Below are 12,709 nucleotides of genomic sequence, written 5' to 3' on the forward strand. Positions count from 1 at the left end.
ATGTTTGCAGTCGTTGCCTTTTTAATTTTTGTTTTGCTGCAAATTCCTGCGGCATGGCTTATTGCAAAATTTTATAAAAACAACCAAGTTTTACATAACGTCAGCGGTAATATTTGGCATGGACAGGCCGATTGGCAAACTGGAAAATTGCGTGGAACTGTGCTTTGGACCACCCGACCTTTAGATTTACTGCTCCTTCGTGCAGGCACGAATCTCGAAATTTATAGTGCCAATACCAAGCTTGAAGGCGTTTTGGCCTATGGGTTTGGGAAAAAAATAATGGTGCGTGATTTAAACGGACAAATTGCACCCGAAACGTTAAAGTCGTTGGCCAATTGGCAATGGCCGAGTAATGCGATTCAGTTACAAGAAATTGATTTTAACTATAAAAAAGAGCAGGGATTTGATCAAGTGGATGGGGGAATACAATGGGCAGGCGGCGAACTCATGTATATCTTTGCGCAGCGCCCACAACAAATGCAGATTCCATCGTTGGCGGGTCGTTTGTCGCAGGAGCAAAATAAGCTGATGGTCGATTTACGCGATCAACGACAACAAAAACTGATGAACCTGACCATCGATCCAAGTCTGATGTTGGATGTGCAATTAACCCAGCGTCTCATGTTGAATGTCCCGTCATATCAAGGCAAAGCAGGCCTAGATAGTTATGTGGTGAGTTCACGTCAGCCTTTACTTAGTGGGGGTTTTTGATGGGTTTTGATCTGCAAAAATTACCAGAGCTGAATCTCAAACAGTTTGAACGTATAGCACCACTGTGCTTAATGCTTTTGATCTTGGCGCTATGCTGGAAGCTGGCTGGCTTATTTTGGCTTTGGGTGGCGCCACCACAAGTTATGCAAATGCCACGCGTTGAATTGGGTTCGCAGCAACCTCAAGTTCCGAATATTACCAATTTTGCGTTATTTGCAGAGCAAAGTAAGAATCCCGCAGATGATCAGCTCAATTTACAGCTACAAGGGGTGGTGGTTGGACAACCCAGTCAGTTCTCATCTGCTGTGATTAAGGCAAATAATGTAGCAGAGCGCTATCGGGTGGGGGAAAACATCGAAGGCAGCGCTTATTATTTGTCAGAGGTGTATTGGGATCGCGCGATTCTCAAAAATAACAGTGGGCAAACCCGAGAATTGTTCTTTCAAGGGATTGATAATTTAGATCAGCAAATTGTGCCCCCAGCAACAGCACCCGTTGCAGCGCCTGCTGTGAGTCAAGAGCAGCAAGCATTAGGCCAAGCAGTACAGAACTTACAACAAGATCGTGAGCAATATTTAAAAGATTTGGGTGTAAATACCAGTAATACAGGGCAAGGTTATCAAGTCACGGAGCAAACACCAGCTGCACTGCGAAGTCGTTTAGGCTTGCAGGCTGGGGATCAGATTATGTCTTTAAATGGTCAAACGATCGGACAGGGGCAAAACGACGCGCAGTTGTTAGAACGTGCGCGCCGTGAAGGACAAGTAAAAATAGAAGTGAAACGTGGTGATCGTATCATTACGGTACAACAGAATTTTCAGTGATCGAACATCACCAATATTAGTTAGGAATGACTTGGATTTATGGCTTTATTGAATCACCGCCCTGTTTGGGCACTGACAATCGCAGCGCCTTTGCTTGCCATGGTGAGTACAGCCAGCTATGCACAAACATGGAAAATTAATCTGCGCGATGCGGACTTAACTGCATTTATTAATGAAGTTGCCGATATTACTGGGAAAAACTTTGCAGTTGATCCACGGGTACGCGGCAATGTCACGGTGATTTCAAACAAAGCGTTGAATAAGCAAGAAGTCTACGACTTGTTCTTAGGGGTCTTGAATGTCAATGGTGTGGTTGCGATTCCTTCTGGGCGGACCATTAAAATTGTGCCTGACAGTAATGTTAAAAGTTCAGGCATTCCCTATGATGTTCGTCACCGTGCCACAGGCGATCAGGTTGTGACGCGGGTGATTTGGCTGGAAAACACCAATGCCAATGACCTGATTCCTGCACTGCGTCCATTGATGCCGCAGTTTGCACATTTATCTGCGGTGAATGGCACCAATGCACTGATTGTGTCTGATCGCGCCAGCAATATTTATCAGCTTGAGACCATCATCCGTAACTTGGATGGAACGGGACAAAATGACATCGAAGCGGTTTCGTTGCAGTCGAGTCAGGCTGAGGAAATGATTGGGTTGTTGGAAAGTATGAGTGGAACGGGCTCAATCAAAGATTTAAAGGGTTCCAGAATACGGATCCTTGCAGATAATCGAACCAATCGGATTATTCTAAAAGGAGATACCGCGACGCGTAAACGTATTCGCCAAATGATCGAGATGCTGGATGTGCCTGCTGCGGAGCGTTTGGGAGGTTTGAAGGTGTTCCGCTTAAAATATGCCAGCGCTAAAAGCTTATCCGAAATTTTACAAGGTTTGGTTTCAGGGCAGGCTGTTAATTCTAGCCAGTCTAACGACAGCAATAACAATAGCAATTCCAGCTATAACCAAAATAATAGTTCGAGTGAAGGTTCATCTTCACAGATTTCCACGCCAAGTATTAACTTAAACAGCCAGTCCAATCGCAATCAGAACAACATCACCAGCTTTAACAGTAATGGGGTCAGTATTATTGCCGATAGTTCGCAAAATGCACTGGTGGTCAAAGCAGACCCTCAGTTGATGCGTGAAATTGAGTCCGCTATTCAGCAGTTGGATACCCGCCGTCAACAAGTCCTGATCGAAGCGACTATTCTCGAGGTGGAAGGTAACGATGCCGACCAACTGGGCGTGCAATGGGCGATGGGTGATTTAAGTAGTGGTGTTGGGATTATCAATTTTGACAATATTGGTTCGAGTCTCAAAAGTATTGCTGCAAACTATTTAACGGGTGGCGGTGCGGGGGCTGCAAGTGCAATTGGCGCGGGTGGTTCGTTAATTCTTGGGGATTATAAAGAAGGCAGTGATGGCTCACGTCAGTTATATGGCGCGATGATCCAAGCATTAAAAAGTAATACCAAGTCGAATTTGCTGTCTACACCATCGATTGTCACCATGGACAATGAAGAAGCCTATATCGTCGTGGGTGAAAATGTGCCGTTTGTAACAGGCTCAGTTTCTACCACTTCTTCAGGTACAGCTAACCCCTACACCACCATCGAGCGTAAAGATGTGGGTGTAACGCTTAAGGTGGTGCCGCATATTGGTGAAGGTGGAACCATTCGCTTAGAGATTGAACAAGAAGTATCGGATGTCAAAACCAATAAAGGTGAAGCGCAGGATTTGGTCACCAGTAAGCGTGCGATTAAAACTTCAGTCTTGGCGGAACATGGCAATACCATCGTTTTAGGCGGCTTGATTTCGGATAATACGTCTTATTCACGCCAATCGATTCCAGGTCTTGGTGCAATACCGGGATTGGGACGTTTGTTCCGCTCAGATGGTAAGTCAGATCAGAAACGCAATTTGCTGGTTTTCATTCATCCGACGATTGTGGGGGATGGGGAGTCTGCACGTCGCCTTTCTCAGCAGCGCTACAGTCAGCTTTATAGTTTGCAGTTGGCCATGGATAAAGATGGTAGCTTTGCCAAGTTGCCTGAAAATGTCGATGATGTCTTCCAACAGCGCTTGCCTGTGACATCAACCAAACCGACCTTGCCACAATCGTATCAACAGGTGCCAAGCAGTCCAACCTCAACGCAGCCGATGGTTGAAACAACGCCTGTGGCCATTGAACCTGCGATTCGTAAACAGCCGATTGCTAATGTTCCTAAAAATACCACCTCGCGTCAGTTATACCCAACGGGTCACCCTTATATTGGCTTGAACCTAATGGAAAATGTTCAAGGTGGTCGAGTGGCACACATGGCACAGGCGGTATCGACAAGCTACTCCATCCCTGAGCGATATACTGAGAATATCTCGATAGGTTCAGCCTAGCTGTCCTGCCATTCATCTGTAAGGGGGATGAAATGGTAAAGAATATTCTCTGTGTTATCATAAATCAGCACATAGAGAGATAAGTCATGACTTGGAAAATACAAGCAATTACTGGCGAATTAACTGGTCAGGAAATTAGCATTGACCGTGATATGTTGGTCGGTCGTCATCAAACAGCGGATATTTTATTACAACAATCTGAAATTTCGCGTAAACATGCGGCTTTTTTACTGAAAGAACATGCTTTGTGGCTACAAGACTTGGGTTCTTCAAATGGCACATATGTGAATAATGTGCAAATTGCGGCAGAAACGTTGTTGAAGCAGGGTGATATCGTCCAGTTTGCAAGCTTAAAGTTTTCGGTCTTTGAGCCTGCTAAGGCGTTAGAAGATGTGGTGGAATCGGTAGCGGCGGCAACTTTGGGCGCAGCTGTGGTTGAAGCGCCGATTAGCCAGCCATCTGAAGCAGTAGCTGCTTCAGAAACGGCCCAAGCGGAAGTGAGTGCTGATGCACCTGTTGTTGAGCCAGAACAGCCGAAAACGGCAGCACAGCATATGAACGATCAGGGCATACCTGAGCTAAAAGAACGTGATGGTAATGTGAGTTTAACGCGTGATGGTATGCCGCAAAATGTCGGTATTCCGAAACCCGCTCCTATTCCTGCAGGGGTGGATTTGACTGCGCCTAGCGTGCCTCAGGTTGAGAACAACGAGGCTCCAAAAGTACAGGTTGAACAAGAGGCTGAAACTCAGAAAAATGCCTCGCTGGGGTTAATCTCGATTATTGTCTTGATTATTTTAGCGATTATTGCTTGGCTGATGTTCAAATAAAACGCAGATCACACTACAATCAAGGCATGCTCAAGCATGCCTTGATTGTTTTGGGCAGTACACGATAAAAATGGGTGAGGGTGAATGAATATTGCAAATTTGGCACAGCGAGAGGTTTTACTTTTCGATCTAGACGGAACCTTGGTGGATTCAGCAACAGATTTACATCGTGCCATGAATATGAGCCTGAATGCATTGCAACTGCCTACCGTTACTGAAGCACAGGTGCGGGTCTGGGTTGGTAAGGGAACAGCACTGTTTTGTCAAAGTACCTTGCAACATTTAACAGGTAAAGTTGATCCTGCCCAGCAACAACAATTGTTGGATACGTTTTTAAAAATTTATAATGCCGACCCATGTGTGGAAACTCAGCCTTTCGATGGCATTCTTGAGTTTTTAGAATGGGGCTTGGCACAAAAGAAAACCATGATTTGCGTGACCAATAAACCTGAAGCGCCTGCGCGTGCTATTGTTGATCATTTAGGCATGACCCATTATTTTGCTGATGTCATCGGCGGCGATCGTTTCGAAGAGCGCAAACCTCATCCGCGCCAATTGTTACATTGTGTTGAGCAATATGCACAAAGCAAAGATCAGGTCTTAATGATTGGGGACTCATCCAATGATGTTGAGGCTGCACGCCGTGCGGGTATTGATTGTGTTGTGGTCAGCTATGGCTATAATCATGGTGAAAATATTTTAGACTGTCAGCCACAGCAAGTGGTGGATAATCTGTGTGAACTGATCGGGTAACTTTGTAAACGAAGGAATGAACATGAGTAAACATATGACTTTTCGATGGCGAAACTCCAAGCACTAATTTTAAAAACTGATCACGCCATATTGAAAAAATAGAGAACACTCATGACAACGCAAACTCAATTCGATCAACTCAAAACAGCGGGTTATAACCTGATTCCTGTCTATCGTCAGCGCTTAGCCGATACTGAGACACCATTGTCGGTCTTTGCTCGCCTGAAAGAGCATAAGCAAGCCTATTTGTTTGAATCTGTGGAAGGTGGGGAGAACTGGGCGCGCTATTCTATTATTGGTTTAGGTGAATCTACCGTGTTCTCATGCAACGCGGGTGAGCTGACCATTCAACAAGCCGACGGCACTATAGAAAAGCAACCCTGTACAGATCCGTTCCAATTCATCCGAGATTTTCAGTCGCGGTATAAAGTACCTACTCAAGCTGATTTACCTGCTCTGCCAAGCTTTACAGGGGGCTTGGTGGGCTACTTTGGTTATGATGCGGTACGTTATATTGAACCGCGTTTAAACAACGCGCCAGAAGCAGATCCAGTGGGTTTGCCTGATATTTGGATGATGCTGTCTAAAACAGTGATTGTGTTTGATAACTTAAAAGATACGCTATTCCTGATCGTGCATGCCGATGTGGTTGACGCGGATGCGTATAGCCAAGCCCAGCAGCAACTGGATGCATTGGAAGATTTACTCGCAACGCCAATTAGTCTAAAAGCCACGCCGCATACTGCACCGCATTTTGAGTCACTCACGGGCAAAGCAAAATTCTTAGAATCGATTGAAACGGTGAAAGAATACATCCGTGCGGGCGATGTGATGCAGGTGGTACCAGGGCATCGCATGGTCTCTGACTTTGATGGTGAGCCTTTACAAGTCTATCGTGCGCTACGTCATTTGAACCCATCGCCTTATTTGTTCTTGGTACAAGGGCAAACTTTGGAAAATAATCAGCCTTTTCATATTGTCGGTTCTTCCCCTGAAATTTTATCTCGCCTTGAAAATGGGATTGCAACCGTACGTCCGCTGGCAGGAACGCGTCCACGTGGTAAAACCAAAGAAGAAGATTTAGCGCTTGAACAAGACTTGCTGTCGGATGAAAAAGAGATTGCTGAACATTTAATGCTGATTGACTTGGGTCGAAATGATGTCGGTCGTGTCTCGAAAGTTGGCAAAGTGCAAGTGACTGATCAAATGGTGATCGAGCGTTATTCACATGTCATGCATATTGTTTCCAATGTACAAGGCGAAGTTCGTGATGATGTGGATGCCTTGGATGTTTTTAAAGCAACTTTCCCAGCAGGCACACTTTCAGGTGCGCCAAAAATCCGTGCGATGGAAATTATTGACCAAGTTGAGCCCGTAAAACGTGGAATTTTTGGTGGTGCTGTTGGTTATTTAGGCTGGCATGGCGAAATGGACATGTCGATTGCAATTCGTACCTGCGTTATTCGTGAAAATAAGGTGTATGTTCAGGCAGGAGCGGGGCTTGTTTATGACTCAAATCCTGAATCTGAGTGGAATGAAACCCAAATAAAAGCTCGCGCAGTGATCAAAGCGGTTGAATTATCGTCAAACGGATTGATTTTGTGAGTTTTTGACGTTTTTTTTGAAAAAAACACTTGCAAGGATTTTGAGTTTTGCTAAACTGCACACCGTTCCGATACGAAACGTACGAAACACTAAGAAACGCCGGCATAGCTCAGTTGGTAGAGCAACTGACTTGTAATCAGTAGGTCCACAGTTCGAATCCGTGTGCCGGCACCATCTTAGAAGGTTGAGTGGGTTAAGTAAAGAGCGACACTGAAGTAAGTGTAAAATGGTGAGGTTCCCGAGCGGTCAAAGGGGGCGGACTGTAACTCCGCTACGAAAGTTTCGAAGGTTCGAATCCTTCCCTCACCACCAATTTTAAGACTTTAAGAAAGTGGTCTTTGTACCAACATCGTGCGGGAGTAGCTCAGTTGGTAGAGCGGTAGCCTTCCAAGCTACATGTCGCGAGTTCGACCCTCGTCTCCCGCTCCATTTGAAGTTTTATATTTGCTCTTATAGCTCAGTGGTAGAGCACTCCCTTGGTAAGGGAGAGGTCTCGAGTTCAAATCTCGATAAGAGCTCCAGATTACAGTTTAGTAGAATTTCTACAAATTTTTAAAGAAGCAGGCTTATTAGTCTGCTTTTCAAGTATTTGGTGTTTGATTTTTTAGGCGATGTGTCGATACTGAGTTGTTTATACCTGTGTTCGACGTAAACGAGGAAGATGAACATGGCTAAGGCTAAGTTTGAACGTAATAAGCCACACGTTAACGTGGGCACAATCGGTCACGTTGACCATGGTAAAACAACTTTAACAGCTGCAATTGCAACTGTATGTGCGAAGAAATTCGGTGGCGAAGCGAAAGACTACGCTGCAATTGACTCTGCACCAGAAGAAAAAGCACGTGGTATTACAATTAATACTTCACACGTAGAATACGATTCTCCAACTCGTCACTACGCACACGTAGACTGCCCGGGCCACGCCGATTATGTTAAAAACATGATTACTGGTGCTGCTCAGATGGACGGCGCGATCCTTGTATGTGCAGCGACTGATGGTCCAATGCCACAGACTCGTGAACACATCCTTCTTTCTCGTCAGGTTGGTGTACCTTACATTCTTGTATTCCTTAACAAGTGTGACCTTGTTGATGATGAAGAACTTCTTGAATTAGTAGAAATGGAAGTTCGTGAACTTCTTTCTACTTATGACTTCCCAGGTGATGACACTCCAGTTATCCGTGGTTCAGCTCTTCTTGCACTTAACGGTGACGCTGGTCAGTATGGCGAAGAAGCAGTTGTTGCGCTTGTTGACGCGCTTGATACTTACATTCCAGAGCCAGTACGTGCAATCGACCAAGCATTCTTAATGCCAATCGAAGACGTATTCTCTATTTCTGGTCGTGGTACAGTAGTAACTGGCCGTGTAGAAACTGGTATTGTGAAAGTAGGCGAAGAAGTTGAAATCGTTGGTATCAAAGATACAGTTAAAACAACTGTAACTGGCGTAGAAATGTTCCGTAAACTTCTAGACGAAGGCCGTGCGGGCGAGAACTGTGGTGTTCTTCTACGTGGTACTAAGCGTGAAGACGTACAACGTGGTCAAGTACTTGCTAAACCAGGTGCAATCAAGCCGCACACTAAATTCGATGCAGAAGTATACGTACTTTCTAAAGAAGAAGGTGGTCGTCACACTCCATTCCTTAACGGTTACCGTCCACAGTTCTACTTCCGTACAACTGACGTAACTGGCGCGATCAAATTGCAAGATGGCGTTGAAATGGTTATGCCTGGTGACAACGTAGAAATGTCAGTAGAATTAATCCACCCAATCGCAATGGACCCAGGTCTACGTTTTGCGATCCGTGAAGGTGGCCGTACAGTTGGTGCTGGTGTAGTTGCTAAAGTAACTGCATAATTATAAAATAAAATTACAAATTGGGGTTTCGACTCCAATTTGTTTTGCAGGTCAGTAGTTCAATTGGTAGAGCGTCGGTCTCCAAAACCGAATGTTGGGGGTTCGAGTCCCTCCTGGCCTGCCAACTTTTTTATAAAAGACGCTTGATGTCGGCAAAACTGGTCATATAATAAGTCGCGAAACCTACGACGAGTACAAAAATGTCGAATGAAAAATTACGCGACGCACAAAGCGACGCGGCAATCCCTCAAAGAAATAATTCTGCTGAAGTAGTTAAATCTGGTTCTCCCCTAGACGTCGTCTTATGGATTATCGCATTGATTTTATTAATTGGTGCGACCATGGTGAATCAACACCTACCAGCGTATTGGGCACCAGCCAACGATATCTGGGTGCGCGTTGGGGTAATTTTGGCTTGTATCATCGTGGCATTCGGTTTATTATACGCCACCCATCAAGGCAAAGGCTTTGCTCGTTTGTTGAAAGACTCACGAATTGAGCTGCGTCGAGTGACTTGGCCAACGAAGCAAGAGACCATGACCACATCTTGGCAGGTGCTTGCGGTTGTAGTTGTTGCATCCATTTTATTATGGTGTTTTGACTACATTTTGGGCTGGTTAATGAAGTTTATTATCGGGTAAGAGAGCTATGAAACGTTGGTACATTATTCATGCCTATTCAGGTTATGAAAAACAAGTGATGCGTTCACTTAATGATCGAATCCAGCGTAGCGCTGTAGCCGATAGCTTTGGTGAAGTCCTTGTTCCTACCGAAGAAGTGGTAGAAATGAAGGATGGTAAGAAACGTAAATCTGAACGTAAGTTCTTTCCAGGCTATGTATTGGTCGAAATGGAAATGAATGATGAAACTTGGCACATTGTTAAAGAATGTCCAAAAGTTTTAGGTTTTATTGGTGGTACGGCTGAGAAACCGGCGCCAATTACCCAACGTGAAGCAGATGCGATTCTTGCTCGTGTACGCAATACTGGTGAAGCACCACGTCCGAAGACGATGTTTGAACCAGGCGAAGAATTACTCGTAATTGACGGTCCATTCACAGACTTTAAAGGTGTGGTGGAAGAAGTTCTATACGAAAAGTCACGTTTAACGTTGACCATTAATGTATTTAATCGACCAACTCAGGTTGAGCTGGAATTTCGCCAAGTCGAAAAATCAGTTTAATTCGAAGTGGTTGAAAAACGCCTGGCTTATTTATAAGTCAGGCATTGTTGTTGTAACGGTATCGTTACTTAGAAATTGGGGAGCCTTCATCGGCGTTTGTACCCAGAGGTAATTTGAAATGGCTAAGAAGATTGACGGCTATATCAAGCTGCAAGTTCCAGCTGGTAAAGCGAATCCATCTCCACCGATTGGTCCTGCATTGGGTCAACGTGGTGTTAACATCATGGCATTCTGTAAAGAATTCAATGCTGCTACACAAAAACTTGAAGTTGGTTTACCAATTCCAGTCGTGATCACTGTGTACAACGACAAGTCGTTCACATTCATCATGAAAACTCCTCCTGCATCTATTCTTCTTAAGAAAGCTGCTGGTATCCAAAAGGGTTCTGCTGTACCTAACAAAACTAAAGTTGGTAAGTTGACTCGTGCTCAATTGGAAGAAATCGCGACTACTAAAGAACCAGATTTAACTGGTGCTGATTTAGACGCACGTGTTCGTACCATCGCTGGTTCTGCACGTTCTATGGGCTTGGAAGTGGAGCTATAAGACATGGCAAAGTTAACTAAACGTCAAAAAGCCATTGCTGCTGCTATTGAAGCAAACAAAGTTTACACTTTAGAAGAAGCCGTAGCTGTTCTTGCTGGTCTTCCTGCTGCGAAATTCAAAGAATCTTTGGATGTTGCGGTAAACCTAGGTGTTGACCCTCGTAAATCTGACCAAGTTGTTCGTGGCGCGACTACACTTCCTGCAGGTACTGGTAAAACTGTACGTGTAGCTGTGTTTGCTCAAGGCGCTGCTGCTGAAGCTGCTAAAGCTGAAGGCGCGGACGTGGTTGGTTTTGATGACCTTGCTGAAAGCATTCAAGCGGGTAACCTTGACTTTGACGTAGTGATTGCTGCTCCTGATGCAATGCGCGTTGTTGGTAAGTTGGGTACGATTCTTGGTCCACGTGGCTTAATGCCAAACCCTAAAGTGGGTACTGTAACTCCTGACGTAGCTGGTGCAGTTAAAAATGCAAAAGCTGGTCAAGCACGTTACCGTGTAGACAAAGCGGGTATTATCCACGCTGCGATCGGTCAAGTAGATTTCTCTGCTGAAGCTGTTCGTCAAAACGTTGAAACTTTGATTGCAGACTTGAAAAAGTTAAAGCCTGCGACATCTAAAGGTGTATACATCAAAAAGATCACTTTGAGCTCAACTATGGGTCCTGGTCTTGTTGTTGATGTAAACAACGTTTCTAACTAAGTTTAACTTAGACAGAATTTTAAAGCCCTGAGTAATATTTGAAGCGCTGCTTCAAATATTACGCAAGAGAAACCGGTTTCGGACTACTTGCAAACTTAGGCAAACTTTGAATTGGTAAATGTAGATTTATCAGCGTCAAAGACCTCAGGCGAGAGTAATTTCGATTACTTTCTTAATTTCCCAGCCTGAGTAGACGCGGTGGTGTGATTTGTTCATCCTCCGCGTGTAAGTTCAGTGATGAACTTGCGAATTGGGAGTGTACTTCGCGTAAGTACATAAATCACCGTTAGGAGGTTTTACAATGGCTCTTCTTATCGAAGGCAAAAAACAGATCGTTGCTGAAGTAACTGAAGTTGCTTCTACTGCGTTTGCTGCTGTTGTTGCTGACTACCAAGGTTTAACTGTTGAGCAATTAACTGCTCTTCGTGTTGAAGCTCGTAAGTTAGGTGTTGCTACACGTGTTGTACGTAATACTTTGGCTAAACGCGCTCTTCAAGATACTCCATTCAATATCTTGAACGACAACCTTGTTGGCCCAACAATTTTAGCTTTCTCAACTTCTGCAGATGATATGGGTGCTGCGGCACGCTTATTCGAAGAATTTGCGAAAACTAACAAAGCATTTGAACTTAAAGCTGCTGCATTTGAAGGCAAACTTTATCAAGGCGCAGAAGTTAGCGTTATCGCGAATCTTCCAAACCAAGAGAAAGCGCTTACTATGCTTGCAAACGTTCTTCAAGCTCCTATTTCGAAATTGGGTCGCTTACTTACAGCGCTTCAAGAGAAAAACGAGTCAGAAGCTGCATAAGCTCAAACTTAAACACACATCATTCAATACCCATTTGGAGTTACTCTCATGGCTTTAACAAACGAAGAAATCTTAAACGCAGTTGCTGAAAAAACTGTTCTTGAACTTGTTGAACTTATTTCTGCTTTCGAAGAAAAATTCAACGTATCTGCTGCTGCTGTAGCTGTAGCTGCAGGTCCTGCTGCTGCTGCTGCTGAAGAGCAATCAGAATTCAACGTTGAGTTGACTTCTTTCGGCGCGAACAAAGTAGCTGTGATTAAAGCAGTTCGTGAAATCACTGGTCTTGGCTTGAAAGAAGCTAAAGACATGGTTGAAGGCGCTCCTTCAGTTCTTAAAGAAGCAGTTTCTAAAGAAGAAGCTGAAGAACTTAAGAAAAAACTTGAAGAAACTGGTGCTACTATTACTATTAAGTAATGTTACCAGGGGGGGAATATTAATTTCACCCCAAAAATTGGCTGATGGCTCTTGGGTCATCAGCCTTTTTGCGTTACAATA

General features: G+C 44.4%; 13 protein-coding genes and 5 tRNA genes. All 18 read left to right on the top strand.

Annotated elements, in window-relative coordinates:
* The gene (gene gspN, locus MN200_RS01500) at nucleotides 1-711 is read left to right on the top strand and encodes a type II secretion system protein N (RefSeq protein WP_058868751.1); all 711 of its coding nucleotides are present in this window, start codon (nucleotides 1-3) and stop codon (nucleotides 709-711) included.
* On the top strand, nucleotides 711-1,535 hold the full coding sequence (locus tag MN200_RS01505; RefSeq protein ID WP_242759954.1) for a type II secretion system protein N: 825 nt from the start codon (nucleotides 711-713) through the stop codon (nucleotides 1,533-1,535). The genes gspN and MN200_RS01505 overlap by 1 nt, the downstream gene beginning before the upstream one ends.
* Nucleotides 1,536-1,574: 39 nt before the next feature.
* Nucleotides 1,575-3,932: a type II secretion system secretin GspD gene (gene gspD, locus MN200_RS01510; protein WP_114392533.1), complete on the top strand. Its 2,358-nt coding sequence runs from the start codon at nucleotides 1,575-1,577 to the stop codon at nucleotides 3,930-3,932.
* A gap of 86 nt (nucleotides 3,933-4,018) precedes the next feature.
* Nucleotides 4,019-4,762 (top strand): FHA domain-containing protein, encoded by a 744-nt coding sequence (locus MN200_RS01515; RefSeq protein WP_114392530.1) that lies wholly within the window; start codon nucleotides 4,019-4,021, stop codon nucleotides 4,760-4,762.
* A gap of 84 nt (nucleotides 4,763-4,846) precedes the next feature.
* Nucleotides 4,847-5,515, top strand: a complete 669-nt coding sequence (gph, locus tag MN200_RS01520) for a phosphoglycolate phosphatase (protein WP_242759955.1) — start codon at nucleotides 4,847-4,849, stop codon at nucleotides 5,513-5,515.
* Nucleotides 5,516-5,626: 111 nt separating this feature from the next.
* Nucleotides 5,627-7,120, top strand: coding sequence for an anthranilate synthase component I (gene trpE, locus MN200_RS01525; RefSeq protein ID WP_114392526.1), 1,494 nt, complete (start codon nucleotides 5,627-5,629; stop codon nucleotides 7,118-7,120).
* A gap of 98 nt (nucleotides 7,121-7,218) precedes the next feature.
* Nucleotides 7,219-7,294 (top strand) — tRNA-Thr (locus tag MN200_RS01530).
* A 54-nt stretch (nucleotides 7,295-7,348) separates the two neighbouring features.
* Nucleotides 7,349-7,432 (top strand) — tRNA-Tyr (locus MN200_RS01535).
* A gap of 41 nt (nucleotides 7,433-7,473) precedes the next feature.
* Nucleotides 7,474-7,549: transfer RNA gene (locus tag MN200_RS01540), tRNA-Gly, on the top strand.
* 17 nt (nucleotides 7,550-7,566) lie between these two features.
* A tRNA-Thr gene (locus tag MN200_RS01545) sits at nucleotides 7,567-7,641 on the top strand.
* Nucleotides 7,642-7,787: 146 nt separating this feature from the next.
* Entirely contained in the window at nucleotides 7,788-8,978 is a 1,191-nt protein-coding gene (tuf, locus tag MN200_RS01550; RefSeq protein ID WP_010325730.1) for an elongation factor Tu, read from the top strand.
* 48 nt (nucleotides 8,979-9,026) lie between these two features.
* Nucleotides 9,027-9,102: transfer RNA gene (locus MN200_RS01555), tRNA-Trp, on the top strand.
* Between the two features lie 76 nt (nucleotides 9,103-9,178).
* A complete protein-coding gene (gene secE, locus MN200_RS01560) occupies nucleotides 9,179-9,619 on the top strand; it encodes a preprotein translocase subunit SecE (RefSeq protein ID WP_004692774.1) in 441 nt (146 codons plus the stop codon).
* Between the two features lie 7 nt (nucleotides 9,620-9,626).
* Entirely contained in the window at nucleotides 9,627-10,160 is a 534-nt protein-coding gene (nusG, locus tag MN200_RS01565; RefSeq protein WP_004692772.1) for a transcription termination/antitermination protein NusG, read from the top strand.
* Nucleotides 10,161-10,278: 118 nt separating this feature from the next.
* Nucleotides 10,279-10,707: a 50S ribosomal protein L11 gene (gene rplK, locus MN200_RS01570; protein ID WP_004668262.1), complete on the top strand. Its 429-nt coding sequence runs from the start codon at nucleotides 10,279-10,281 to the stop codon at nucleotides 10,705-10,707.
* Between the two features lie 3 nt (nucleotides 10,708-10,710).
* Nucleotides 10,711-11,406 carry a 50S ribosomal protein L1 gene (gene rplA, locus MN200_RS01575; protein WP_010325731.1) on the top strand — a complete coding sequence of 232 codons (696 nt, stop codon included), beginning with the start codon at nucleotides 10,711-10,713 and terminating at the stop codon, nucleotides 11,404-11,406.
* Between the two features lie 301 nt (nucleotides 11,407-11,707).
* The gene (gene rplJ, locus MN200_RS01580) at nucleotides 11,708-12,214 is read left to right on the top strand and encodes a 50S ribosomal protein L10 (RefSeq protein ID WP_010325732.1); all 507 of its coding nucleotides are present in this window, start codon (nucleotides 11,708-11,710) and stop codon (nucleotides 12,212-12,214) included.
* A gap of 48 nt (nucleotides 12,215-12,262) precedes the next feature.
* Nucleotides 12,263-12,628, top strand: coding sequence for a 50S ribosomal protein L7/L12 (gene rplL / locus MN200_RS01585; protein WP_004692767.1), 366 nt, complete (start codon nucleotides 12,263-12,265; stop codon nucleotides 12,626-12,628).
* Nucleotides 12,629-12,709: the final 81 nt, after the last annotated feature.

The organism is Acinetobacter sp. LUNF3, from assembly GCF_022699605.1.
GTDB lineage: Bacteria > Pseudomonadota > Gammaproteobacteria > Pseudomonadales > Moraxellaceae > Acinetobacter > Acinetobacter johnsonii.